Raw genomic sequence first — 25,095 nt, forward strand, 5'->3', positions numbered from 1 at the left:
GAGCACCGTTGCCGCCTGTGCGGCCTCCACGAGGCTGACTATTGGCCTGGACGGTCACTTCCTGAGCCCCTTCTCCTCCCACCAGTCCCAGGACTTCAGTGCCTGGCGCGCAACCCTGCCGCCGAGATACGCGAGCGTGTCGCTCGTCATCGACAGCGATTTCCTGTTCACGATCCAGAAATCCGTCAGCTCGGATTTATTCCCGGCAAGCAGATCCGCAATGGTGCGGCCATTGAGGTGGGTCAACGCGACACCATGACCGAAGCATCCGCCCGAATAGATGATGCGTTCATCGTCGATGAAGCTGATCTCGGGAGCCATGTCCATGGTGATCGAAACGGGGCCACCCCATCGATAGTCGATGCGCGTGTTCTTCAGCTGAGGGTAGATCCACTTGAGATGATCCTCACAATGCTGCCACGCCACCGGTGCCGAAACCTCATTCGTGGCCCCGGTCCGGTAAGTGATCGCGTCGCCGCCGCCCATGATGATCCGGCCGTCGGCCGTCGGCCTGAAATAGTGCAGCATCTGCCGGTTGTCCCCGAACGATTGCCGCTCGCTCCAGCCGATGCTTTCCCATTGCGCGTCGCTCAGCGGTTCGGTGACGACCTGATAGGTCCAGAGGGGATACTGGCGCGCGCGCAGCCGTTCCGGGCCCGGAATCTCACGGGAGTAAGCGTTTGTCGCGACGACCAGCTTGTCAGCCATGATCTTTCCATTCGGTGTACTGATTGAAATGGCGGACGACGTTCGTTCGATATTCGTCACCTGGGTGGTCTCGTAAATGACGACACCGGCCGATTCGGCCAGCGACTTGAGCGCCCGCACCTGCTTGCAGGGATCGAGGTACCCGGTATTCGATTCGTAGATGCCGCCCGCAAAGCGTTCCGAATGGAAATCCTGCTGAAACTGCTCTGCGCTCCGCCATACCATGTCGTCGTCAATGCCCAGCTTCTGGAACAGTGCGTAGGTCTTCTGCATCCGGCCCAGTTGCGGCTTCGTGTAGGTGGCGCGCACCAGCCCGCTGTGCCGGTAATCCGACTGGACGCCGTTCTCCTCGATCAGGCTCCTGGTATGCGCTACCGCGAGCGTCAGGTAGCGATGCGCGTCGATCATTTTCTGCTCGCCCCAGCGCAGCAGGACCATCTCCGGCTCGAGACCGAACATCTTCGTGCTGAAGCCTGCGTTGCGGCCACTGGAACCGAAACCGATGATGGCGGCTTCCAGCACGACGACGCGTGCATTGGGGTGATCCTTCTTGAACTGCCACGCCGTATTCAGCCCCGTGAAGCCGCCCCCGACTATCGCAACGTCGACCTTGAGATCTTCCGTCAAGGCGGGATTGGGCGAATACGCGCCATAGGCGTGCTGCCAGAACGATCTGCTTTGATGCAGGGAGGCTTGATCAAGTGACATGGTGGTGTTTTCGCGTAACGGGATCGGATGCCGAGGCAGCCGGGTTCTTCTGCTTCGGCAGTGGAGCGACATGGTTGCCGGGCGATCCGGCCGGCGCATGAGCAACGCCTTCGCGCTCGCGTGCCTTCGACGGGCCCGCGGGCGTCGGAGCCGTCACCGTGTCGTCACGGCAATGACCCATCGCATGCCCCGCAGCCAGGTCGCTTTGAAGCTTTTCACTTTTCATCCATATTTCTTGACCACGAATTTTCCGTCGTACTTTTCGAGGAACGAATCGATCTTCCGGGCCAGGACGGCATCCTGGCCGTCGAGCGAAAGCCGCATCATCTCGATCTGGAAATCCTCCTGATCGACCATGTAATCCAGGAAGATTCTTGAATCCGATGGGCCGATGTTTCTCAGCTTGCGCAGCTCGTCGCAATAGACGACGGTCTTGGCGTGCACGAACTTCAGGAATGGCCTCAAAAGACATTTCGGAACGGATCCGATCACCCACGCCTTGATCCGCGTTCCGGCTCCGGGAGTCGTGCCGATTCCCCATCGAGCCGCCGCCTGGCGATAAACGGGCGCATTGAACTCTTCCAACTTCAGATAAGCCGCCCAGAGCGGCTGACGCGGATCGCCGTCGAGACGATTCGCCAGGCGCCCGATGGCACGAAGCGCAAATGCCCGATTCTGGACTTCGCCCTTGAATCCTTTGGCAAATTGACTGGAAGGCATCAAGATAATTACCTCGCGTAGCGCATGTCCGGCCAGCCCTCACCGCGTCGGGTGAAATTGGACGGTTGCCCGATTCAGATCCGGCAATTGACAAACAGGGCAGGCAAGCACGCTATCGGCCATCGGCGCGATGGCAGAAGGCCGGCCCTCGATGAATGAGAACGTGTGCCGCGACTCGACGTCGCGACACGTTCGACTTACGTTGCTTCGGACAGCCTGGCCTCGAACGCGTTGATGGCGGCTGCAATGGCACCGTCGAGATAGCCTTGCATCTGCGCCGACACCAACGGGCGCCCCACCAGCGGATTGGCCACGCCGTCAGGACGGGTTGTCACGGCCACCGCGCGACGATGCGTGAACGTATCGAAGCCCGTCTTGCCGTGATAGGCGCCCGAACCGGAATTGCCGATTCCACCGAACGGCGCACCGGGAAGCAGTGCATGCAGCAACCCGTCGTTACGCGTGACCCCGCCGCTCGTCGTGCAATCGAGGAAGCGCCGGAAATCGGCGCCATCGTCGCCGTACCAGTAGGCGGCAAGCGGCGCAGGACGTGCCGAGATGTATTCGATGGGCTCCTGCAAATCGTCGTATCCGTACACGACAAGCACCGGCCCGAATACTTCCTCGTCGGCAATCTCTGCCGACGCAGGAACATCGACCAGGATCGTCGGCGCAATCCTGCGCGATGCACGATCGGGGAGCCGCCCAGCCTCGCCTTCCGGCGCCGCCACGGTTTTTTTCGCGCCCTTCGCGACCGCGTCGTCCACGAGGCCAACGATCCGGTCGAAATTGCGCTCGTTGACGATGGACACGACCGCGGGATTGTCCAGATAGGTATCGAATATGGAGTTGTACTGAGCAATCAGCTTGTCAACGAAAGCCGTCACGATGCCTCTGGGCACCCAGACATAATCCGGACACAGGCAAACTTGCCCGCCGTTCACCACACGCGTGGCGGCAATTCTGCTGACTGCCAGATCCAGATCGGCATCGGGCGCCACGATGACCGGGTTCTTTCCGCCCAGCTCGGTTGTCACGGGAACGAGATGCTTCGCGGCCGCCTGCGCGACGATCGCCCCGATCTTCGGAGAGCCGGTGAAGAACAGGTGGTCGAACCGCAACCCCGAGAAGAACTGTGACGTCGACAGATCGCCGTGGACGAAGGCCACCTCCGCCTCGTCGAACGTGTCGGAGATGATCTTCGCCAGCAAGCGCCCGGTTTCAACCTGGTACTCCGGGAAGTTCATCATGACGCGATTCCCGGCGGCCAGCGCGCTCAGGGCCGGCTCGAATGTGAGCGTCACCGGAAAATTCCATGCGCCCATGACACCCACGACACCCTTGGGTTTTGGCTGAATGAAACCGCCCGGGATGGCCTCAGGTTCCATCCACTTCTCGATGTTGTCGAGCGTGTGGAGTATGTCTTCGGACCAGGGCAGCGCTTCGAGCGCCTTGGTCAGCTCGGGCGGACGGTTGCCGTAGTCAGCGCTCAGGGCCGCCGCAATCGCATCGAAGTTGGAAAGAACGGCAATTGCGAGCCGCCCCACTCGCGACTTTCGTACCGCAGCGGAAGCCCCGCCCTCGGCAAGGAATGCCGCACGCTGAACGTCGAGAATGCGTTCCAGCTCTGCCTTTTCATACGTCATGGTAGTTCCCTTTCAAATTGAGGTGCCGGATGCGCACCCCATCGACATCGACTGCCCGCCCCCGGCCAGGGCCGCGCGCAAACCCGGTGGATGGCACGTCCCGCGTTCGGCCCGATCGGCGCTTCATTTCGTCGATCCGATATAATTGTGTCATACGACCTAGTTTGCGTTATACAACACAATCCTGGGCCGCGCAACGTCGCGTCCTGCTGCGATGCGACAAGCCCGTGGGAACTCAAGCCAGCGATGCCGGCGTGCAATCGCACCAGGCACGCGTCGACAGGCCGATTCAACGGGAAACGCGCACGAAATACCAATCATCCGACGCACTCAGGCCACCGACAACGCGCCGATCATCGAGCAGGGCCACTGCATCGGAAACAGGCGGCGAGCCACATCCGACTGCCGCCCCCACCGTCTCGGCACCATCCCGCGACTTGCCTTTTTTGGTCGACTGACCTATAACGATGCATTCCCGCACCTCGAGCCCTCGTCCGGAGGCATCGCGCCACACGGCGCCTTCGTGCGCCGGCGCGGGGAGGACGGCGCTCCGCGAGCACCGTCGGCTTGACCGTCGTATCGACAACGGGATGAAGGTTTTTTTTGAAGCCGGCTACGTCAGGCGACACGGGCGTGTCGTGACCAGGCGCGGCAGAAACGTGACCAGGAGAGGGATACCATGGCAACGATCGATCATTCGGCCGGCCACGACTCAGATGTACTCATCATTGGCGCCGGTCTCGCGGGGATGAAGGCCGCGCTCGAACTCAGGAAGGCCGGGAAGCGGGTCGTGATTCTCGAGGCGCGCGACAGAGTCGGCGGCCGGTCGATGCCGGGAGAAGTCGGCGGTCAAACGGTCGACTTCGGGGGCCAATGGGTCGGCGCATCACAAAGGCTGCTGCGCGAACAAGCGACGGAGCTCGGCGTGCCGATGTACAGCCAATATACGAAGGGCAACAGCCTCGTCAATATCGACGGGAAAGTTCATGCGTATTCCAGCACGCCGAAGCTCCCTTTCCTGTCGACCCTGGAACTGGGTCTGACCTTGCATCGATGGAAGCGCGACATGCAGACGCTCCCGGTCGGCGCGCCGTGGCTGGCCGAGAACGCGCTCCAGTGGGATGCGATGTCGATCGAGGTCTGGATCGACAAGCATGTGGACACTGCTGCCGCCCGCGACTTTGCCCGCCTGATCACCAGCGCGATCACCTGCACCGAGACCCTGCATGTGTCGTATCTGTTCTTCCTGGAGTGCCTGCGACAGGGGGGTGGCCTGGAAACGATGATGGGTGTCGAAGGCGGTGCACAACAGGACAAGTTCCTGGGCGGCGCGTGGCTGATCCCGAAAGGAATGGCCGAGCGGCTGAACGGGTGCATCGTGCTCGACGCACCGGTGAGCACGATCGAACAAGATGCGAACGGCGTTCGCGCGATATGTCCGCAAGGCACGTACGAGGCGAAGGCCGCAATCGTCACCGCGCCTCCCGCGCTCGCCTCCCGTATTCGCTTCACGCCTCCGCTGCCCGTCAAACGCGCAGGACTGCTGCAAAGAATGCAGATGGGTGCCGTCATCAAGATGCACGTGGCCTACCCTACCCCGTTCTGGCGCAGTCGCGGTCTCAATGGTTCGGTTGCCAGCGCCGGCCGTCATCTGGGTTTCGTGTTCGATCAGTCGCCGGCCGACGAAAGTGTCGGCGTGCTGGTGGGCTTGATCGAAGGAAACCACGCACTTGAACTAAGCGGGCTCGGCAAGGAAGCGCGCCGGGAGCACGTCATTGCCGATCTCGTGCATTACTTCGGCGACGAAGCGGCGGCGCCTCTCGACTATGCGGACTACGACTGGACGACGGACGAATGGGCGCTCGGCGGGTACGCATCCCATATGCCGCCCGGCGTCCTGACCTCGTACGGTGACAGTATTCGCGAACCGTTCGGCCGCATTCATTGGGCCGGTACGGAGACCGCCACGGCATGCATCGGCTATTTCGAGGGGGCGCTGGAGTCCGGGATCCGCGCAGCCGACGAGGTGATGAAAGCACTGCGCTGACCCGTTGCCGCGGGCCTTTGTGGCCGGAGGCCGATCAACACCGTGCAGCCGCCTGGCCCGGGTTCCCGCTCGGCCGGCGTCCGTCCGGGCCGGGTTCCACGCGTTCCGTTGCCCCGCTATCCGGCCGATCGTGTCAGCCGCATCGACAACGCAAAACTGTCCGCAGGGTGCACCGTCACGGAGAATTCGAATGCCTCCCCGGTAGCGTCCAGATAGCGGCGCGAAATCTTCAGCACTGCTGCGCCAGGCTCGAGCCCGAGTCCCTTCCCGATGCGCTCGTCCGACAGAGTCGATGCGCGCACATCCTGCTCGATCTCGGCAATCTGGCGGCCATAGCGCGATTCGATCAGCGCGCTGACCAGTTCCGTCGATTTGCGCACCCGCTCGCCGATGTCCGTGTACGCCGGATCGATGTAGATGTCCGTCCAGGCCATCGGGGCGTCGGTCCGGCCCTCCTCCAGACGAATGCTGGAGATTCGCAGTAAAGGTGTCCCCTCCGCGCAGCCGATCTCGCGCGCCAGCGCCCCTTTCACCTTGACCGTTCCCACCGATTGCACGTGGCGCGAATGCTCGACGCCGAACTGGACGAGATCGTCCACCGAGGCAAGCGTCGGCCGGAACCTGGCCTTGGGCCGCGACGCCTCGACCCGCGTGCCCACGTTTTTGCGGCGCGACACGAGCCCTTGGTCCTGCAATTCCTGCAGCACGGCTCGGATCGTGTAACGGCTCGCGTTGAACTGCTCGCACAACTCGAATTCGGTGGGCAGCAGCGAGCCGACCGGGAAGCGCCCGCTGGCGATCCCGTCTAGAAGTTGCCTGGCGATCTCCGCCGCGTTGGTTTTGCTCATCTGGTTCGCCAACATCACGTTTCATTCGAATTGGGTAAACCCGGATTTGCCAAACATGTTCGAACATATCTAATGCGATTTGTTCGAACATATTAGCCAACCCGACCTCCCACCACAAGGTAGCACCATGCTCCACAACGCCATTCCCGCCGCCAGCACCGTCGTCGATTCCGCGCTCTTCCGGGATGCCTTCGGCACGAAGAAGATGCGCCAGATCTTCTCCGACGGCGCGCTCGTGCAGCGCTATATCGACGTCGAGATCGCGCTGGCGAAGGCTGAGGCACGCGTCGGCGTGATCCCGAATGAAGCCGCCGAGGTCATCGCGAGCGAGTCGCGCATCGAGCGGATCGACTTCGACCACATGCGCGAGGAAACCGACATCGTCGGCTATCCGATCCTGCCGCTGGTCCATCAGCTCGTGACGATGTGCGGCGAAGCAGGCCGTTACGTGCACTGGGGGGCAACCACGCAGGACATCATGGACACCGCCGTCGCCCTCCAGGTACGCGACGCACTCGACAGCATCGACGCCGACATTCGCGAACTGCGCGGCATTCTCGCAGATTTGTCGACGAAGCACCGCGATACCGCGATGGCCGGGCGCACGCACCTGCAACAGGCGTTGCCGGTGACCTTCGGCTACAAGACCGCGATCTGGCTCGCGATGTTCGACCGGCACCAGCAGCGTATCGCCGAACTGCGCCCTCGCGTGGCCGTGGTGGAATTCGCCGGCGCGGCCGGCACGCTGGCATCGGTCGGCGAGAAGGGCTTTGCGATCCAGCAGGCGCTGGCCAAGGAGCTGGGCCTGGGCGTGCCGGCCACCACCTGGCACGTGGCGCGCGATGGCTTCGCCGAAGCGGTCAACCTGCTCGCGCTTGTCACCGGCTCGCTCGGCAAGATCGCACTCGACATCATGATCATGGCGTCGACCGAGTTCGCGGAAGTCTACGAGCCGTTCGTGAAGGGGCGCGGCGCCAGCAGCACGATGCCGCAGAAGCGCAATCCCATTTCCAGCGAACTGATGCTGGCTGCCGCCAAGGCCGTGCGCCAGCACGCCGGGCTGATGGTCGATGCCATGGTGCAGGACTTCGAGCGCGCCACCGGCCCATGGCACGCCGAGTGGATCGCCATTCCTGAGAGCTTCATCCTGACCTCGGGCGCGCTCCACCAGGCGAAATTCGCGCTGGGCGGGCTGATCGTCGACACCGCTCGCATGCGGCACAACCTCGATATCTCCAACGGCCTGATCGTGGCCGAGGCCGTGATGATGGGCATGGCGCCGCATATCGGCCGTCAGCAGGCGCACGACGTGGTGTATGACGCCTGCCGCACCGTCAACGAAGCCGGCGGCACGCTGGCCGACGCGCTCAGCGCGCTGCCGGCCGTCACGCAGCATCTCGACCGTGCGGCCATCGAGCGCCTGTGCGACCCGGCCAACTATCTCGGCCTCGCCCCGCAGATGGTGGATCGCGCCATCGAACTCTCGAACAAGGTGGCCTGAACACAGGCCCCGGTGGAGGTAGACATCATGCAAGACCCGACCATCCATACCCTCGCAGTTCCGCCAGCCGCGCCGCCGGCCGCCCCGCGGCTTCCGTGGTATCGCAAGCTCGGCATGCAGGTGCTCGTCTCACTGCTCCTCGGCATCGGCGTCGGCTTCGTGTTCCCGACCTTCGCCGCGAAGCTGAAGCTGCTGGGCGACATGTTCCTGTCGCTCATCAAGGTCGGCGTGGCGCCCCTCGTATTCCTGACCATCGTGCACGGCATCGCGTCGGCGGGCGACGCGAAGAGCGCCGGGCGCGTGGGCTGGCGCTCGATTCTCTACTTCGAGGTGATTTCGACCGTCGCGCTGATGGTCGGCATGCTCGCGGGCAATCTGCTGGAAATCGGGAAGGGGATGGCCCACGTCACAACCGGCACCATCACGCCGGCAACAAAGGTCGTGGCGCCGCAGGGCTTCCTCGAATTCATGATGCACATCGTGCCCGACAACTTCGTCGGCGCATTTGCCAAGGGCGAACTGCTGCAGGTCGTGGTGCTGGCGGTCATGGTCGGCATCGGGATCCTGGCCATTCCGGAGACGCGCCGCGCGACCATCAACCGTGGCCTCGACACCCTCTCCGACGTGCTGTTCTCCTTCATCAATCTCGTGATGAAGCTCGCGCCGATCGGCACCTTCGGCGCGGTGGCCTATTCGGTGGGCATCAATGGGTCAGCCGTCCTGGTCGCACTGGCGCAATTCGTGCTGAGCTTCTACGCGGTGGTGGTGCTGTTCATCGCCGTCGTGCTCGGCATCGTCGCAAAAGTGGCCGGCTTCAGCCTGTGGCGCTTCCTGAGGTACATCAAGGACGAGATCCTGATCGTGCTCGGCACGGCCTCGTCGGAAAGCGCACTGCCGCGCCTTCTGATCAAGCTCCAGCGGCTGGGCTGCGCCAAGCAGACCGTCGGTCTGGTGCTGCCTACCGGCTACGCTTTCAACCTCGACGGCACGTCGATCTTCATGGCGATGGGCGTGATGTTCATCTCCCATGCGTATGGTGTGCCGCTGACGCTCGACCACCAGTTCGGCATCCTGGTGCTGATGCTGCTGACGTCGAAAGGCGCGGCCACGGTATCCGGCGGCTCGTTCGTGGTGTTTGCCGCGACGGTGACGTCGACCGGGATACTGCCGGTGGAAGGGCTGGCCGTGATCTTTGGCGTCTACCGCTTCCTGTCCATGGCCGTCTCGACCTGCAACACCATCGGCAACAGTGTGGCGACGGTGGTCGTGGCGAAGTGGTCGGGCACGTTCGATGCCGAGACCGCGAAGCGCCACCTTTATCCCGAGCGCCATCCCGACCTGGCCGCAGCCGACGCCGCGCTCGACGACGGCACCCTGCCGGGCGACAACGCCAATGCGGTCGATCCTCATTCGCCGGGCGGCCCGCTGCAACGCACGACGGCTGCCTGACCCCGACAACGCTCCCTGAATTCATCATGACAACGTACCGCATCGAGAATGACTCGTCCGGCCCGGTGGACATTCCCGCCGACCGCTATTGGGGCGCCCAGACGCAGCGCGCGCTGACCGTGTTTGCGGTCGGGGAGGAACGCTTCCCCGACTGCCTCGTCCATGCTTTCGGCCTGCACAAGATGGCCGCCGCCCGCGCCAACATGCGCTGCGGCGTGCTTGACGCAGGGCTCGGTGCAGCCATCGTGGCCGCCGCGGAAGAGCTGCGCTGCGGCCGATTCGATGATCACTTCCCGCTTTCCATCTGGCAGACCGGCTCTGGCACCCAAACCAACATGAACGCCAACGAGGTGATCGCGAACCGGGCCAACGAACGGCTGGGGCAGCCGCTGGGCACCCGGTCTCCCGTGCATCCGAACGACCATGTGAACGCCTCGCAGTCGTCCAACGACAGTTTTCCGTCGGTCATGCACATGAGCGCTGCGATCGAACTGGAAGACCGGCTGGCCCCGGCGCTTCGCCGGTTGCGCGACAGCCTGCGCGAACGCGCCGGCGCGTTCACCGACGTGCTGAAAATCGGTCGCACCCACCTGATGGACGCGGTCCCCACCACGCTCGGCCGTAGCTTCGACGGCTTCACCGCGCAGGTCGACAATGCGCTGGCGCGCCTGCACGACACGATGCCCCGCCTGCTTGTCCTGCCGCAGGGCGGTACGGCGGCAGGGACCGGCCTGAACGCCCCGCCCGGCTTCGACCGTGCATTCTGCGAGGAAGCGAGCCGGCTGAGCGGCCTGGCATTCCGTCCGAATCCTTGCAAGGTCGAAGGCATGGCCGCGCACGACGCATTGCTCGAGCTCTCCGGCGCGCTCAACGTGATCGCCGCGTCGTTCACCAAGATCGCGAATGACCTGCGCTGGATGAGTTCCGGCCCGAACGCCGGCATCGGCGAATTGCTGCTGCCGGACGACGGGTTGACGTCCTCCATCATGCCCGGCAAGCGCAATCCGACCATCGCCGAGGTCATGGTGCAAACAGCGATGCAGGTGGCAGGCAATCATGTGACGGTAACGATGGCCGCCGCGTCCGGCAGCTTCGAACTGAACGTGGCAAAACCGGTGCTGATCTACAACGTCCTTCAGTCGATCCGGCTGCTCGCGGACGGCGCGAACATGGTGGCCACTCGGCTCATTCCAGGCATCCAGCCGGCAGGAGAACGACTGGCGCGCGACCTGCAAAGCCCGTTGCTCGCCGTCACCGCACTCAACCCGGTGCTGGGTTACGACAAGGCAGCTTCCATCACCCGCCATGCCCGTGGCCGCAGGATCGCCCCGCGCGAGGCGGCGATCGAACTCGGCCTGCTGGATGGAGAGACGTTCGACAGGCTGGTCGATCTCCGCCGCATGGCGGGGGGATGACATCCGGTCGATACCGAGCGGACCGTCGGGATGCAGCGATCCAACCGCTTGGGAGCGTCGTCGATCGAGGCCGGGCCCGGCCAGCCCTCGGCCGTTCGCGATCGCTGACAGACGGTCGTCGGGCGGCCGTGTCCCGCTCGAACGACGGACCTTCGAGGTCCGACCGTGTCGGACGGGCATCGGCCGTCATCGTCGCCCGCCGCGATCGACGAACGCACCCGTCACGGGCCGGGCCCTGCATCCCGCCATCTGCCGGATTCGTGTCGTGCGGGCGCTGAGCCGACAACGCGCTATATTCTTGTCCGAGGCAGGACAACGCACTCGCATCCGCAGAAGCCCGCCCGTCATCGCCGCATTCCCCGACGCGCATCTCCACCCAGCGAGAACGACAAACATGGACCACGCGCAGTACTTCAGCCAGAGCTCGATCCAGGCCGCGAATCTTCGCCTGCACTATCTGTCGCAGTTGCTGCGCGAACAAACGGGCTCGATCGTCCAGTACGGCATCCTTCGCGGGTTTCCGGTCGGCGTCAGTCACTGGGCGGAGGTCGCGGTCGGCGGCTACCTGCTCGGCACCTACGAGATCGCCGTATGCGCGATCCTGGAAGCGCTCGGCTCCCCCGACAAGGTGCTGGTCGACCTCGGCGCCGCCGACGGGATCTTCGGCATCGGCCTGGTCAGGAACAACGTCTTTGCCCGCAGCCTGTGCTTCGAGATGGACGAGCAACGCCGCCAGGCGATCCAGCACCGCGCCGCGGAGATGGGGCTGGCGGACCGCGTCGCCGTCCACGGCAAGGCCGATCGCAACCTGCCCGCGATCCTCGCGGAGCATGGCGGAGATCCGGCCGGCCGGGTCATCCTGTGCGATATCGAGGGCGCGGAATTCGACCTGTTCGACGCCACCCTGCTGGAACAGCTTGCCGGCAGCCACGTGATCATCGAGATCCACGATTTCCTGCTTTCCGACCCGGCGCAAGCCGCGCGCGCGTTCGACGAACTGAGCCAGCGCGCCAGCCAGCATTTCCACGTGTACGAGATTCGCGACGGGCTGCGGGACATCCGCAACATTCCGCTGCTGCGCCACTGGTCGGACTGGGACGCATGGTTGATGTGCGTCGAGGCGCGTTACCGGATGATGCGATGGCTCTGGCTCGAGCCGAAAAGCCAGCCGCGGCGTGACGGCCCGGACATCGATCGCCTGATCCTCGACTACCAGCGCCGGATCTTCGCCGCCTGACATCCTCGCGCCATTACGGGCGATGCCGATCGCCGGGAAGCAATTGCATGCGCCCTCTTCATGCGATCGCGACAGGAATCGATCGCGGCATCGGCAACACCACGTCCATTTCAGAAAGACCCCAGTGGATCTGCCTGCGGTGGCGCACCTGTGCGGCACCCACCGCAGTCGTACCGGGTGGCCCCGGTACGACTGCGCGTTACTGCGGTGCAGCCGGAACCGGCTGCGCCGTGTTCGTCTGGCTCGCAAACTGCGGCAGGGCCAGGGACGCTGCGCCGAATTCGTTCACGCACGCGTCGGCATAGCTGCGCAGTTTCTCCTTCACCCACGCGCCGCCATTGCCCGTGAGCGTGTCGTAATCCGGCAGATCGGCCGAATACTCCGGTACCCGGCTGCACACGCCTTCCGCAAGCACGGTTTTGGAACGCGCGTCGATGAGACGGATCTTCGCGGAATAAACCAGCCGATAGGTGCCCCAGTGGTTGGGGAAATACGTGTACATCCAGTTAATCGTTCGGCTGTCCATGATCAGGTCGTTGCCCGGATATTGCGCGACGAGCACATCGAGCGCATCCGTGGCCAGCGGTTTGGCGTCGCCTGCCGGCTTGACGACAACCCCGTATTTTTCAGCGAGCGCTTTTGCAAGGCCGTTGCCGATCGCGACCGCCGGGTCGGCAATCCGGTTGTCCCGAACGAAGCTGTTGCCGGTGCTGATCATGACGGCCCCGCCGATCAGGCCGAACATGGCCTTGCCCGGTGTCATCGCGCTGAAGCTGGGTGTTTCATAGGTGCTGACGACAATCGTCTTGCCACCCAACGCTGCCGTGCCGTCTTGCGAAATGGCCTTGGGCTGTACCGAAACGCACCCTGTCAGAAACGTTGAAACGGCAATGGAAGCCAGGCACGACACACAACGCACATTCATCTCGTTTTTCCAGATTATTAATATTCGTTTTCATCAAAACGAGGCACTCGATAATGCTCGTTTGTTATTTTTTAACAAATAGCCGACCCGCCGTATCGGCCACATTTACACGAATCCCCGCATGTAACTATTTGTAACGCAGCTGAAAAACACAGTCAAGCATGAAGCAATGCATTCGCGAATGCACGGCCTGCCTGAACCATTCCGCACTCATGCCGCGAGTGCCACGCGCATCCCGAAGCCTGCTCCGCCTCGCGCTGACAGCGCGTGCGCCAGCTCACTTATACGTGTCGATCGTTTACCAGAAAAGAGATTTGACGTTTAGTTTTCCGCACCGGGAAAACCCGGATCTTCGTTAAGGTTTTCTATACGTGGCGCGAAGAAAAACTCGTTAGCGACGCGCTTTTTTTCTTCTTACCCTTCGTCCGTGTGTCGAACTCATTGACGCATGTCATTCATTTTCTTGACCGGTCAAAGCCAGACTTTACTCAACATCAATTGGCAATCAACGAGGCGGGAGGTCATTTTGAAACGAGCATTGATAATGTTTGCGCTGGTCGCTTTGAGCACGACTGCCTTTGCTCAGTACCAGGGCGCGTACTACCAATGGCGGGACGGAAGCGACGTGAAGTGTTCGGCCAATGCGCCGAATGCCGCATGGAAATTGATCAGTGGTCCGTACTTTGATGGCGAATGCAGTCAACCGCTGCCGAAGCGCTCCGATCTGCCCGCCCCGCCGGCGGCACCCGCGAGTGGAGGGACGGCAAAGTGAAGCGCACCCGACTCGCAACGCTGCTTTGGACGACCGTGCTGGGGCTCGCCGGTTGCGGCGGCGACACCCAATCCGACACGGCTGCGTCGCCCCCCGTGGCCGGCCAGACCGCCTCCCCGTCCGCGCCGACGACCGGCCCCGCCGATCCTGCGCCTTCCCTGATCCCGCCGAACGGCGCCACCAACCCGCCCCCGGCAGCCCAGTACGCAGGCTGCATGAACGCAGGCGTCACGCCATCGGTTGAAGAGCAGCGGCTCGTCAACGTGCTGCCGGGGGTCACCACGCCGTTCGCCGACCAGTTGCTCGCCGCTGCCGGCTTCGACCAGTTCGGGCCGAACTTCGTCAGGCAGCTCTGCACCGACGGTGCGATCCACTCGTTTGCCGACGCGGTCCGCACGGTCAAGATTTCCGGGCAGGCACTGTGGCAGGCAACGGTCGACCGCGTACAGGGCCGGCAGGTGGCCGGCACGCTGCCGCAAAGCGACGACCGGATGCTTTACTGGGCGCGCCTGAAGATGACGCTGGCGCTGCGCCAATGGGTGCCGCAGACATCGCTGACGACCGAGCAACGGGCGCAGCTGCAATGGGTACTCGAACGTGCGTCGCGCGGACAATATGCGATGAGCTTCCCGTCGGGCGCCGGCATCAAGCGGATCGTCGTCAGCGGGTTCGATCCGTTCACGCTGGGCACGCCGGGCGCGAACCATCCGTCCACCAACATCAGGACGGGCAATCCGTCAGGCGCTGTCGCGCTCGCACTCAACAATCGGCAGATCCGGCTGGCCGACGGGTCGACCGCCGTGATCCAGACCTACCTGCTGCCGGTCGACTACGATCCGTTCCGCAAGGGCATGCAGGAACATACGCTCGCCCCTTTCTTCACGGGCGCCGAACGGGTGAATGCGTCGATCACGATGAGCCAGGGCGGAGAGGGAGAATTCTGGATCGAGAACTGGCACGGCCGTTATCACGCGGCCGCGTACCCCGACAATCTCGGCACGACGATCGGCAACCCGCGGGCGGCCCCGCTGTTGCCCGGCATGCAGGACGCGGACATCTATCCGCCGGATGACGTTCTGGGCTTCGATCCGCAACCGTGGCAAGCCTATCTGCCCAAGCAGTTCACGACGACCACGCTACCGTTCGATGCGATGATTGCGGCGAATTCCGGCGCGGCAATCACCCTGCCGGGTGCGTCGCAACCTGGCGGATACGCGGTGATCTGGCATACGGACCATTCCGAATTTACCGACTGCGGCAATGCCGCGAGCGTCGTGAGCTTCACCGGTTCGGATACGTATCCGCCGACCACGGCGCCGACCGCGCCCGCGGTACTTTCATGCGCGCAGAACGGCGGCGGCGGAAACTACCTGTCGAACGAAAGCGGCTACCGGAACACCTTGCTGCGCGACACGCTCGCACCCGACGGAAAGATCTTCGCAGGCCATCTTCATACGCCCGTGATGACGCACTTCTCGAATGGCGATGACGCGAAGCTGACCGATCCGATGTTCGAATCGTATCGAAACACCATCGTCCAGCAGTCGAGCAACCTCGTCATGGCCATGGCGAAGGCCATCCCGTAGACGCGCCGACGCCACGACGCCCGCTTGCCGGCGCGTACAGACCCCGGCCGTCACGCCACCGGCCGGGGTGTTTGTCAAATTACTTGAAGGAGCGACAACCGGCCGACGCTTTGCCTTACCATCCGCCCGTCAACCCAATGTTGAACACGGCTGGCCACGACCGTCCCACGCGGTCGCGGCGCTTATTTTCAGGGGCCCGAACCGGGCACCGGTTTGCTTCGAACGGTACGACCCGATCATGTTCCAGACACCCGGAGATTCCTTCGTCAACGGCTCGTTGCTGGGCCTGTGCGTCGAGGTGCCGCTTGCCGCACTGATTTCGCTGGCCATGCACGGCGTCGACTGGAACGGCCAGCGCATCGCGCTGCTCGTCGCCACGCCGGTGCTGATCGCATGCATTGCGCTGCTGACCCGCCCGGTGGCGTTCAGCACGGTGTGGAAACACAAGCGCTCGCCGTTCGTGCTCGACGACAATGTTCGCGCCTCGATTTACGGCCGGCTCTGCGGGATCGCGCTCGGGGTCGTATTCGGCATCATGGTCGCGACGACGTTCGCCTGATCCCGGCAGGTCCGGCTTCGAATCCGGCACGCGGCGTCCGGCGCCGATCGCGTCACCCCGTCGCCACCACCGCATTGAACGACGTATCCCACAACGGCGCGACCCGGGCCGGGCCGTCCAGCACGCCGATGCGGGCAAACACGTCCGCGACCTGCTGGTGCTGCGCCACCACGTCGGGCGTCACCGGCAGCAGCGCGTAGTCTTCGCTGCGCTGATCGAACATCGCGACGAGATCGGCAGCCGGCACGCGCGTCTCGCGGTTCTGCGCGAGCGCATAGTCGCGGAAATGCCCGTTCGCCCACGCATACGCATGCCGGAACCGCAGCAACAGATCGCCCGTGGCCGCGCGGCGGCGCGCATCGTCGAGCGTGCGGGGATTCGCGTACACCGGAAAATTCCCCGACAGATAGCCCTTCCCCGTCTTCAGCACGCGAGCGCCGTAGCGGTGGCGCGCGAGCTGGCCGTTGTAACCGTAGATCGCCCACGCATCGATGTCGCCGCGGTCGTACGCGGACAAGCCGTCGGTCGGCGACAGGTTGACCGGCTGGATGTCGTCGAAGCTCAGCCCCGACTCCGCAAGCTGGCGATACAGGAAATAGTGCGACGTCGTCGCGCGCACGTAGCCGACGCGCTTGCCCTTCAGGTCCGCGATGCTGCGAATCGGCGTGTCCTTGCGGGCAAGCGTAACCTGGTTGTTGAGGTCTTCGCGCACCCGCGAAATGAACCGCACGCTGGCTTTCTGGCGCGCGGCGAACACGGCCGGAATTTCGCTGCCCGAACCGATATCGAGCGCGTCCGCATTCAGTGCCTCGATATGCAGCACGCCGTTGTTCAGCTCGCGCCAGTCGATCCGGTATGGCGTGTCGCCGAGCCCGGCCGCCTGCAGCAGCGCGCGCCAGCCGCCCTTGTAGGTCGCGACGCGCAATGTCGTACCGGCGAGATCGGCGGACGCGGCCTGCGCGGCGAACGCGGCAACCGGGCTCGCCGCGACCGCGGCGCCGGCAAGCAGCAAGCGGCGGCGTGCCGCCGAAATGGACGACATCGGATACTCCTGTCGATCGGATAACGGATAGGACGTGAAACGGCGCGTCAATGCAGCGCCGGAAACCCGTGGCGCTCGGCCAGCAGTTCGAGGATACGGCGCGCGTCGGTAACGAAGCGCACGTCGCCGAGCGTCTGCGCGTCGTCCGGCGCGGGCTGGTCGCGGCCGAGCACGAGAACCGGCAGGCCCTGGTGCGCGTCGTCGAGCACCTCGATCACGGCCGGCCGCGGCCGCTCGAAGCCCACGCGCTTCACGTCGAGGCGGCCGGCGCGCTCGGGTTCACTCGCCAGCAGCCCTTCGATCGACAGCCCGTGCGGGCAGACGAAGCGCTGGCCCGGATGCTTCGGATCGGCAAAGCCCGGCTCCAGCAGAAACAGTACATCGCGACTCATGTCGAACGGCTCCCGTGTTGATTGTTCAGCCGGGACGCACACGCGCTTGCGCACGTTCGCGTTCCCGGTGCATGCCGGCCGGCGACCGGATGCTCGACTCTACCGTTACGCCTGGCACGGCCCTACCAACGTTTTGCGGAATCGATATGCTTGCGCGCGTAGCGCATCGGCCGGTCGCCGCCTAGCGGATCGTTGCGTAAACGCATCGCAACGCGAACGACCGCTATTGCGGACATCGAACGATTTCATCGATCGATATGACGGCGCACGCGCATTTCCGGCGGGCGACGTTCGCGGTCCGCGCGATGCGTTCGCCGCAGCATGCGTGCCGGACGCGATCGCGGCACACCTGGCGGGCGGGCGGCAACGCACATTACAAATCGGCGGCGCAGCGATTTACAAACCACGGATCGGCCGTTCGTCGGCGCGCCCGTCGTCAATAGCATCGTGATCCTCACAGAGGTACCCATAAAAACAGAGGATAGTCATGATCAAAAAATCGGTAGTCCTGGGTTTGGTTTCGATCGGTTCGGTCAGTGCGCACGCGCAGAGTTCGGTCACGTTGTACGGCGTCGTCGACGCCGGTATCGCCTATACGAACAACCAGGGCGGCGCGAGCAACATCCAGCAGACGAGCGGCAAGCTGAGCGGCAGCCGCTGGGGCCTGAAAGGCACGGAAGATCTCGGCGGGGGCCTGCAGGCGGTCTTCACGCTGGAAAGCGGGTTCCGGCCGAGCGACGGCGGGCTCGGCCAGGGCGGCCGCCTGTTCGGCCGGTCCGCGTACGTGGGCCTCGGCAAGAAAGGGCTCGGCACGCTGACCTTCGGCCGCCAGTACGAGCCGATCACCGATCTCGTCGCGCAGTACTCGGGAGCGGGCTTCTGGTCGCCGGCCACGCACGTGGGCGACAACGACAACCTGAACCAGAGCTTCCGGCTGAACAACGCGGTGAAGTTCCGCAGCGACACGATCGCCGGCTTCACGGCCGACTTGCTCTACGCGTTCAGCAACCAGGCCAGCGGCGGTGCGGGCACCGGGTTCTCGAACAACAACGCGTGGGGCGCATCCGCGAATTACGTGAACGGCCCCCTGTCGATCGGCGGCGGCTACGTGCGCTTCAATCATCCGAACTCGACGTCGAACACGAGCGGTGCGGTGGGCGGCGCAACCTCGACCACCGGCAACGACTACAGCGGCGCGTTCTTCTACGGGCTGAACGGCGGCGTGCTCAAGCAGCAGATCGGCGCGCTGGGCGCGAACTACGCGCTCGGCCGCACGACGCTCGGCTTCGCGTGGAGCCACACGCAGCTCGACTATCTCGACGGCTCGTCGCGCAAGTTCAACAACTACGACGTCAACGCGCGCTACCAGATCACGCCGTCGGCCACGCTGATCGGTGTCTACACGTTCACCGACGGGCGCGCGAGCGGCCTGCCGGGCACCAGCGGCCAGACGCTGAAACCGCGCTGGCACCAGTTCACGCTCGGGTTCGACTATGCGTTGTCGAAGCGCACCGATATCTACGTGTCGGGCATCTACCAGCTTGCGGCCGGCGATGCGAGCACGGCAACGCCGGGCGGCTATCGCAAGATCGCGGCGATCTCGAACATCGGCAGCGCGTCGTCGACGAACCGCCAGCTCGCGTTCGTCAGCGGGCTGCGCGTGAAGTTCTGACGGCACGCGCATCGGGCGCGGCGCGATAAGCAAAGCGGGAATCGTTGTTTGCCGCGCCACGCCGGGTTGCCGAGAATGGGTGTTTCCCTGCGCGCGGCCCCGAGTGCGATACGCGTTCGATACGCGTTCGATACGCGTTCGATCATGACCGGCGTCCGTTCCCGTCCGCCACAGAGGCGCGGGGGTGGACGGGGAGCCTTCGCCGATGCCGAACAACCGCGCGGGCGTCCCGATCGTCGTCATCGCCCGGCGCGCGCATACCTCGCAAGGACCCCGTCATGAGCGATACCTCCGTCGCCGCCTCGATCGCGCCGTCGCCTTTCGTCGATGTCCGCTCGCCGGCGGATTTCCCCGACAGCCCCGTCTCGCGTGTCCTCGCGCAACCGCTGATGCTCGGGTTGTTCCTGCCGATCCAGGCCGGCGGATGGAGCGCGTCGACGCTGCCGCGCTCGACCGACTGGACGTTCGACTACAACGCCGACCTGGTCGCGCGCGCCGAAGCGCTCGGCTTCGATCTCGTGTTCGCGCTGTCGCAGTGGCTCCCGAAAGGCGGCTACGGTGGCGTGTTCGACGGACAGGCACTCGACTCGTTCATGACGCTGGCCGCGCTGACCGCGCGCACCGAGCGGATCATCCTCGTCGCGACGAGCCACGTGCTCTACGGTCCGTGGCATCCGCTGCATTTCGCGAAATTCACCGCGACGCTCGACCACATCTCGCGCGGACGCTGGGGCATCAACGTCGTGACTGGCCACCGCGCGATCGAGCACGAGATGTTCGGCTGGAACCGGATCGAGCACGACCGGCGCTACGAGATGGCCGCCGAATTCCTCGATGCAGTCCAGCAGTTGTGGGCACAACCGGACAATTTCAGCTACACGCCCGAACTGTCGAGCTGGCAGCTGGGTGGTGCATTCGTGACGCCGAAGCCGCACTACGGCCGCCCGCTGCTGATCAACGCGACCGGCTCTGAGGCGGGCATCGCATTCGCGGCACGTTATTCGGACATCGTGTTCGTCACGAGCCCGGCCGGCCCCGATGCGCAACGCGCGATCGACGCGCTACCCGCGCATACCGCACGCGTGAAGGCGGCCGCCGCCGCGCGAGGCCGCACGATCCGCACGCTGCTCAATCCGCTCGTCATCTGCCGCGAAACGGCGGCCGAAGCGCGCGCATACCGCGACGCGATCGTCGCGCATGCCGACGAAGGCAGCTTCCACCGCTTCGACAGCGACGCGCATGCGTGGCGTGGCGGTTTCGAGCAGCGCGCGCAGGCCGCCGCGCGCGCGATCGGCGGCAATATCTCGATCACCGGCTCGCCCGACGAAGTCGCCGATACGATCGTGCGGCTGCACCGCGCGGGCATCGACGGCATCCAGCTGAGCTTCTACGACTTCAAGCCGGATCTCGACTTCTTCGGCGCGCGCGTGTTGCCGCTGCTGCGCGAAGCCGGCCTGAGACGCTGAGGCCGGCGCAGAAGCCCGGCGCATCGCACGGCACGGGCCGCCGCCGCAGCGGCGACCGCCGTCAGAACACGCGCCCTTCGGTCAGGTGCGTCGTCACGCCGTTCAGTTCGTAATCGCCGACCACGCGTGCCTTGTGCAGCAGCGGGTTGTGGCTGAAGATCGTGCGCAAGTTGCGCCAGTGGCGGTCGAGGTTGTGCTCGCGCGCCGTTGCCGACGCGCCGCCCACTTCGAACAGCCGTTCGGCCGCATGCAGCGCAAGCTTGCTGACGATCAGTTGCGTGCGCGCGGTCGCAAGCGCGCTGTCGAGCACGAGCGCATGCGCGCCGGCGTCGCCCGCTTCGATCGCATCGGCGGAGCGGTCGAGCGTGCGCGCGTTTTCGCGCACCAATGCGTCGATCGCGTGACTGTGCGCGGACAGCTCGCCGACGATCTGCTGGATGAAATGATCGTCGCGCGCGGTCGGCGCCGGGCTGTGCAGCGCCGGGCGGCCGTGCGCGAGCACGTAGCGGCGCGCATCGGCCAGCACGTTGCGCACGATGCCCGCGCCCGTCGCGACGAGATGAAGCTGCCGCAGTGCGCCGCAATGACGTCCGACGAGCGTCGACCCGTCGCGCGCGGCGACTTCGTCCGCGAAGACCTGCACGTCTTCCAGCAGCAGGCTGCCGCTCGCCGTCATGCGCTGGCCCATCCCGTCCCAGTCGTCGAGTACCTGCAGGCCATCGCGCGCAACGGGAACGATCACGGCCAGCGCGTCGCCCTGCTCGTTCTCCACGTTGATGCGTGCGAAATCGGCAAACGCGGTGCCCGTCGAATAGTATTTCCGGCCCGTCACGCGGTGGTGATCGCCGTCCCGGCGCAGCACGGTCGTGTTCTCGCCCGGTCGCGACGTTCCGCGCTCGGTCGACGCGCCGCCGAAGATCGCGCCGGCCAGCACGCGCTCGAGCTGCACGTCGTTAAACGGCGTGCGCGGCGACAGCCGCAGCGTCTCGGTCTGGTCGTAGTGGATGCGCAGCGCGTGTGCGAGATTCGAATCGGCGGCAGCCAGCGTCGCAATCGTGTCGAACAGGTCGACCAGCGTCCCGCCCAGGCCGCCGCGCGCCACCGGAATCCGCAGCGCACCCAGCGCCGAGCGGCGGAAAATCGCGAAGCCGTCGAACGGCAGTTCGCGACGCGCCTCGCGTTGTGCGGCATCCTGCCCGATCGCGTTCGCGAGATCGGGCAGTGCGGCCAGCGCGTCGCGCAATGCGTCGCGCGGATCGACGGCATCACGAGCAGTCATTCGGCAGGTCCTCGTTCGGGAAGATCGGGCACGTCGCGGCATCGCGCGATCGCGGTTTCCGCAAAGTATAGGGACGCACCCGGCGCGCGCGAAAAGCCGATTTCAGCTTTGGTTATGCATGCGCCGGGATTGTTCGCGCAAGGTGGCGTCAGTGCTGGATGCCCCAGCGCCGCACGGTCGCGCGCTCGAGCGTGTCGAACACGAGGTTCTCGACGAGCAGCCCGATCACGATGACGGCCGCCAGGCCCGCGAACACGCGGTCCGTGTACAGCTCGTTGCGGTTCTGGAAGATGTACCAGCCGAGCCCGCCCTGCCCCGCGCTCGCGCCGAACACGAGTTCGGCGGCGATCAGCGTGCGCCACGCGAATGCCCAGCCGACGCGCAGGCCCGCCAGGATCGACGGCAGCGCAGCCGGCACGAGGATCAGCACGATCTGGCGCAGGCCCGTGAGGCCGTAGTTGCGCCCGGCCATTTTCAGCGTGGCCGGCACGCCCGCGAAGCCCGTGTACATGCTGAGCGCAAGCGGCCACAGCACCGCATGCACGAGCACGAACAGCAGGCTGCCCGTACCGAGTCCGAACCACAGCAGCGCGATCGGCAGCAACGCGATCGACGGCAGCGGATTGAACATCGACGTGAGCATCGTCAGCAAATCCCGGCCGATGCGCGTCGATACCGCGAGCGACGTCAACGCGAACGCCAGAAGCACCCCCAGCGCGTAGCCGCGCAGCAGCACCGACATCGAGATGCCGGTCTTCACGAGCAGTTCGCCCGACTCGATGCCCTGTACGAAAGCGGCCAGCGTCGCGCCGAAGGTCGGGACGAGCAGATCGTTCGCGACGATGCGCGCGACGATCTCCCATGCGGCGATCAGCACGAGCGCGATCACGCTGCGACGGAACCAGCCCGCGCCGACGACACGGCGCAGCAGCGACGCCGGCGCCGCGCGTTCGGCGTCGGGCAGCGTGTCGAGCGTACGCTCGTATTCCGCGCGAACGGGCGGCAGCGGCGGCAGCGCCGGATCGATCGGATTCATGATGCGGCGTCCTCCGTCGTCGGCTCGTTCGTTGCATCGGTATCGAACAGCAGACGATGGATCCGCGCGACGTTGTCGCGGAAGTCGCCGGTGTCGACGTTGTCGAGCGAATGCTCGTGACTGTTGAGTTCCGCGCGCACGCGGCCCGGATGCGGCGACAGCAGCAGGATGCGGTTGCCGACGACGAGCGCTTCCTCGATCGAATGCGTGACGAACAGCAGCGTGAAGCGGAACTCGTCCCACAGCCGCAGCAGTTCTTCCTGCATCTTGCGGCGCGTGAGCGCATCGAGCGCGGCGAACGGTTCGTCCATCAGCAGCACGCGCGGCTGCATCGCAAGCGCGCGCGCAATCGCGACGCGCTGCTTCATGCCGCCCGACAGCGTATGCGGATAGGCATCGGCGAACGCGCCGAGGCCAACCTTGTCGAGATAGTGCTGCGCACGCTCACGTGCTTCGGCACGCGACAGCTTCGCGGCGGCGCGCAACGGAAACGCGACGTTCTCGACGACCGTTTTCCACGGCGGCAACTGGTCGAATTCCTGGAACACCACGACGCGGTCGTGCCCCGGCCCGCGCACGGGCCGGCCGTCGAGCGCGATCGAACCCGCGACGGGCTCGATGAAACCGGCGATCGCCTTCAGCAGCGTCGACTTCCCGCACCCTGACGGGCCGAGCAGCACGAAGCGGTCGCTGCCATACACGTCGAAGCTCACCTGATGCGTCGCGCGTACGATCCGTGCGCCGCTGCGGTATTCGAGGCTGACGCGGTCGATGGCCAGCAGCCGCTCGCTGTGCGCGCCGGCCTGCGCGGCATTCGCGGCAGGCCGACCGGCAACACGTGTGTCGGGCGCGGACTGACCGGCAGGCGACGCGCCGCCGCGTGCCGCATACGGCGACAGCCAGGTTCGGAGGGAAGTGGCGTTCACGATCGAATCTCTTGCGGGGAAAGCATCAACATACGGCCGGGCGTCGTGCGGACCAACCATCGATTGCGCATATCGAAACCGTGCCGACGCATAAGCGTCGATCGCGGCGTCGAAGCATCGGGCCCACTCAACTGCCGCCGGCCGTCGCCGGGTCGTCGAAGAAGTAGTCGCGCCACGACTTCGGTTCGTTGCGGATCGCCCCCGTGCGATGCATGAACTGCGCGAGCGGCAGCGTGTTTTGCGGCGCGGTCTTGAACTGCACCTGCGGATTGCGCAGGATCTTCAGCAGCAGCGCGCGATCGATCTTCGACGCGTTCACGCGGATATACGTATCGGCTGCGCGCTCGGGGTCGGCCGCGATCTGCCGCGCGGCGTCGGCCAGCGCCGCGACGAATGCGCGGTAGGTCTTCGGGTTGTCGTTGCGGAATTTCTCGGTCGCGTACAGCACCGTTGCGGAGCTCGGGCCGCCGAGCACGTCGTAGGAATTCAGCACGATGTGCGCGTTCGGATTTCCGGCGAGTTCCTGCTCCTGGAACGGCGGATTGCCGAAGTGGCCGGTGATCACGCTGCTGTTCGCGAGCATCGCGGCTGTCGCGTCCGGATGCGGAATCGCCTGCGTGAGCGCGTCGAGCTTGTCGAACTGCTTGTCGCCCCACTGCTTCGCGGCCGCGTACTGCAGCACGCGCGACTGCACCGACACGCCGACCGCCGGCACCGCGATGCGGTCCTTCGCGCCCAGGTCGGCGATCGTCTTCACGTTCGGGTTGCTGCTGACGAGGTAGTACGGGAAGTTGCCGAGCGACGCGACGCCCTTCACGTTCTGCCGGCCGCGCGTGCGGTCCCACACGGTCAGCAGCGGCCCGACGCCCGCGCCGGCGATATCGACCGCGCCGGACAGCAGCGCGTCATTCACGGCCGCCCCGCCCGACAGCCGCACCCAGTCGACCTTGATGTCGAGGCCGGCCTTGCGCCCTTCCTTTTCGATCAGTTGCTGGTCGCGCGCGACGTTCAGCATCAGGTAGACAACGCCGAACTGCTCGGCGATGCGGATGCGGCCCTCCGCGTGCGCGGCTTGCGGGATGACCGCGCCGGCGAACGCGAGCGCGGCGGTGAGCGTGGCCGCCAGCGCGCGACGCGCCGGCAAGAACGAAAACGACATCG

The 25,095-nt window shown here is 65.1% G+C and carries 22 protein-coding genes; 10 read left to right on the plus strand and 12 right to left on the minus strand.

What is annotated here, in order from left to right:
• Positions 1 to 54: 54 nt before the first annotated feature.
• The 4 genes from ACWMMN_RS35500 to ACWMMN_RS35515 all read right to left on the minus strand — a co-directional run bounded on the left by ACWMMN_RS35500 (position 55) and on the right by ACWMMN_RS35515 (position 3,782).
• Positions 55 to 1,416 (minus strand): NAD(P)/FAD-dependent oxidoreductase, encoded by a 1,362-nt coding sequence (locus tag ACWMMN_RS35500; protein ID WP_174993970.1) that lies wholly within the window; start codon positions 1,414 to 1,416, stop codon positions 55 to 57.
• On the minus strand, positions 1,406 to 1,642 hold the full coding sequence (locus ACWMMN_RS35505) for a hypothetical protein (RefSeq protein WP_486424174.1): 237 nt from the start codon (positions 1,640 to 1,642) through the stop codon (positions 1,406 to 1,408). The genes ACWMMN_RS35500 and ACWMMN_RS35505 overlap by 11 nt, the downstream gene beginning before the upstream one ends.
• Complete coding sequence (locus ACWMMN_RS35510; RefSeq protein ID WP_196486669.1) at positions 1,639 to 2,139, minus strand: hypothetical protein; 501 nt, start codon at positions 2,137 to 2,139, stop codon at positions 1,639 to 1,641. The genes ACWMMN_RS35505 and ACWMMN_RS35510 overlap by 4 nt, the downstream gene beginning before the upstream one ends.
• 194 nt (positions 2,140 to 2,333) lie before the next feature.
• On the minus strand, positions 2,334 to 3,782 hold the full coding sequence (locus ACWMMN_RS35515) for an aldehyde dehydrogenase family protein (RefSeq protein WP_174993969.1): 1,449 nt from the start codon (positions 3,780 to 3,782) through the stop codon (positions 2,334 to 2,336).
• Between the two features lie 679 nt (positions 3,783 to 4,461).
• Between ACWMMN_RS35515 and ACWMMN_RS35520 the strand changes: the two genes are divergently transcribed.
• Entirely contained in the window at positions 4,462 to 5,829 is a 1,368-nt protein-coding gene (locus ACWMMN_RS35520; protein WP_059241845.1) for a flavin monoamine oxidase family protein, read from the plus strand.
• Positions 5,830 to 5,945: 116 nt separating this feature from the next.
• On the opposite strand, the gene ACWMMN_RS35525 is transcribed toward ACWMMN_RS35520, so the two are convergent.
• On the minus strand, positions 5,946 to 6,677 hold the full coding sequence (locus ACWMMN_RS35525) for a GntR family transcriptional regulator (RefSeq protein ID WP_059242477.1): 732 nt from the start codon (positions 6,675 to 6,677) through the stop codon (positions 5,946 to 5,948).
• A 127-nt stretch (positions 6,678 to 6,804) separates the two neighbouring features.
• Here ACWMMN_RS35525 and pcaB point away from each other — a divergent pair, with 127 nt between their 5' ends.
• The 4 genes from pcaB (at position 6,805) to ACWMMN_RS35545 (ending at position 12,279) form a co-directional block, all read left to right on the plus strand.
• Positions 6,805 to 8,178, plus strand: a complete 1,374-nt coding sequence (pcaB, locus tag ACWMMN_RS35530) for a 3-carboxy-cis,cis-muconate cycloisomerase (RefSeq protein ID WP_174993968.1) — start codon at positions 6,805 to 6,807, stop codon at positions 8,176 to 8,178.
• A 27-nt stretch (positions 8,179 to 8,205) separates the two neighbouring features.
• Positions 8,206 to 9,627 (plus strand): cation:dicarboxylate symporter family transporter, encoded by a 1,422-nt coding sequence (locus ACWMMN_RS35535; RefSeq protein ID WP_422674386.1) that lies wholly within the window; start codon positions 8,206 to 8,208, stop codon positions 9,625 to 9,627.
• A 26-nt stretch (positions 9,628 to 9,653) separates the two neighbouring features.
• The gene (locus ACWMMN_RS35540; RefSeq protein ID WP_486424175.1) at positions 9,654 to 11,042 is read left to right on the plus strand and encodes a class II fumarate hydratase; all 1,389 of its coding nucleotides are present in this window, start codon (positions 9,654 to 9,656) and stop codon (positions 11,040 to 11,042) included.
• 394 nt (positions 11,043 to 11,436) lie between these two features.
• Positions 11,437 to 12,279 carry a hypothetical protein gene (locus ACWMMN_RS35545; RefSeq protein WP_059241854.1) on the plus strand — a complete coding sequence of 281 codons (843 nt, stop codon included), beginning with the start codon at positions 11,437 to 11,439 and terminating at the stop codon, positions 12,277 to 12,279.
• A gap of 199 nt (positions 12,280 to 12,478) precedes the next feature.
• Here the strand turns inward: ACWMMN_RS35545 and ACWMMN_RS35550 are convergent, their stop codons facing one another.
• Positions 12,479 to 13,204, minus strand: coding sequence for a hypothetical protein (locus ACWMMN_RS35550; protein WP_486424176.1), 726 nt, complete (start codon positions 13,202 to 13,204; stop codon positions 12,479 to 12,481).
• A gap of 448 nt (positions 13,205 to 13,652) precedes the next feature.
• On the opposite strand from ACWMMN_RS35550, the gene ACWMMN_RS35555 reads away from it, so the two are divergent.
• From ACWMMN_RS35555 to ACWMMN_RS35565, 3 genes are all read left to right on the plus strand, one after another.
• On the plus strand, positions 13,653 to 13,976 hold the full coding sequence (locus ACWMMN_RS35555; RefSeq protein WP_226196804.1) for a hypothetical protein: 324 nt from the start codon (positions 13,653 to 13,655) through the stop codon (positions 13,974 to 13,976).
• Positions 13,973 to 15,562, plus strand: a complete 1,590-nt coding sequence (locus ACWMMN_RS35560; RefSeq protein ID WP_486424177.1) for a hypothetical protein — start codon at positions 13,973 to 13,975, stop codon at positions 15,560 to 15,562. Before ACWMMN_RS35555 ends, ACWMMN_RS35560 begins: the two co-directional genes overlap by 4 nt.
• Positions 15,563 to 15,800: 238 nt before the next feature.
• Complete coding sequence (locus ACWMMN_RS35565; protein WP_340626078.1) at positions 15,801 to 16,121, plus strand: hypothetical protein; 321 nt, start codon at positions 15,801 to 15,803, stop codon at positions 16,119 to 16,121.
• A 52-nt stretch (positions 16,122 to 16,173) separates the two neighbouring features.
• Here the strand turns inward: ACWMMN_RS35565 and ACWMMN_RS35570 are convergent, their stop codons facing one another.
• Together ACWMMN_RS35570 and ACWMMN_RS35575 are read right to left on the minus strand one after the other, a co-directional pair.
• A complete protein-coding gene (locus ACWMMN_RS35570) occupies positions 16,174 to 17,163 on the minus strand; it encodes an ABC transporter substrate-binding protein (protein WP_486424178.1) in 990 nt (329 codons plus the stop codon).
• Positions 17,164 to 17,210: 47 nt separating this feature from the next.
• Positions 17,211 to 17,555 (minus strand): DUF3088 domain-containing protein, encoded by a 345-nt coding sequence (locus tag ACWMMN_RS35575; protein ID WP_059241864.1) that lies wholly within the window; start codon positions 17,553 to 17,555, stop codon positions 17,211 to 17,213.
• A gap of 487 nt (positions 17,556 to 18,042) precedes the next feature.
• On the opposite strand from ACWMMN_RS35575, the gene ACWMMN_RS35580 reads away from it, so the two are divergent.
• Both ACWMMN_RS35580 and ACWMMN_RS35585 read left to right on the plus strand, forming a co-directional pair.
• Positions 18,043 to 19,227, plus strand: a complete 1,185-nt coding sequence (locus ACWMMN_RS35580; RefSeq protein WP_059241867.1) for a porin — start codon at positions 18,043 to 18,045, stop codon at positions 19,225 to 19,227.
• Between the two features lie 278 nt (positions 19,228 to 19,505).
• Complete coding sequence (locus ACWMMN_RS35585; protein WP_059241868.1) at positions 19,506 to 20,693, plus strand: LLM class flavin-dependent oxidoreductase; 1,188 nt, start codon at positions 19,506 to 19,508, stop codon at positions 20,691 to 20,693.
• Between the two features lie 61 nt (positions 20,694 to 20,754).
• On the opposite strand, the gene ACWMMN_RS35590 is transcribed toward ACWMMN_RS35585, so the two are convergent.
• The 4 genes from ACWMMN_RS35590 to ACWMMN_RS35605 all read right to left on the minus strand — a co-directional run bounded on the left by ACWMMN_RS35590 (position 20,755) and on the right by ACWMMN_RS35605 (position 25,093).
• Positions 20,755 to 21,972, minus strand: a complete 1,218-nt coding sequence (locus ACWMMN_RS35590) for an acyl-CoA dehydrogenase family protein (protein WP_486424179.1) — start codon at positions 21,970 to 21,972, stop codon at positions 20,755 to 20,757.
• A 148-nt stretch (positions 21,973 to 22,120) separates the two neighbouring features.
• Complete coding sequence (locus ACWMMN_RS35595) at positions 22,121 to 23,008, minus strand: ABC transporter permease (protein ID WP_342706417.1); 888 nt, start codon at positions 23,006 to 23,008, stop codon at positions 22,121 to 22,123.
• The gene (locus ACWMMN_RS35600) at positions 23,005 to 23,994 is read right to left on the minus strand and encodes an ABC transporter ATP-binding protein (RefSeq protein ID WP_486424180.1); all 990 of its coding nucleotides are present in this window, start codon (positions 23,992 to 23,994) and stop codon (positions 23,005 to 23,007) included. Before ACWMMN_RS35600 ends, ACWMMN_RS35595 begins: the two co-directional genes overlap by 4 nt.
• A gap of 67 nt (positions 23,995 to 24,061) precedes the next feature.
• Entirely contained in the window at positions 24,062 to 25,093 is a 1,032-nt protein-coding gene (locus tag ACWMMN_RS35605; RefSeq protein WP_059241872.1) for an ABC transporter substrate-binding protein, read from the minus strand.
• Between the last annotated feature and the right edge of the window lie 2 nt (positions 25,094 to 25,095).

This window comes from Burkholderia cepacia complex sp. TUM26381 (assembly GCF_057439935.1).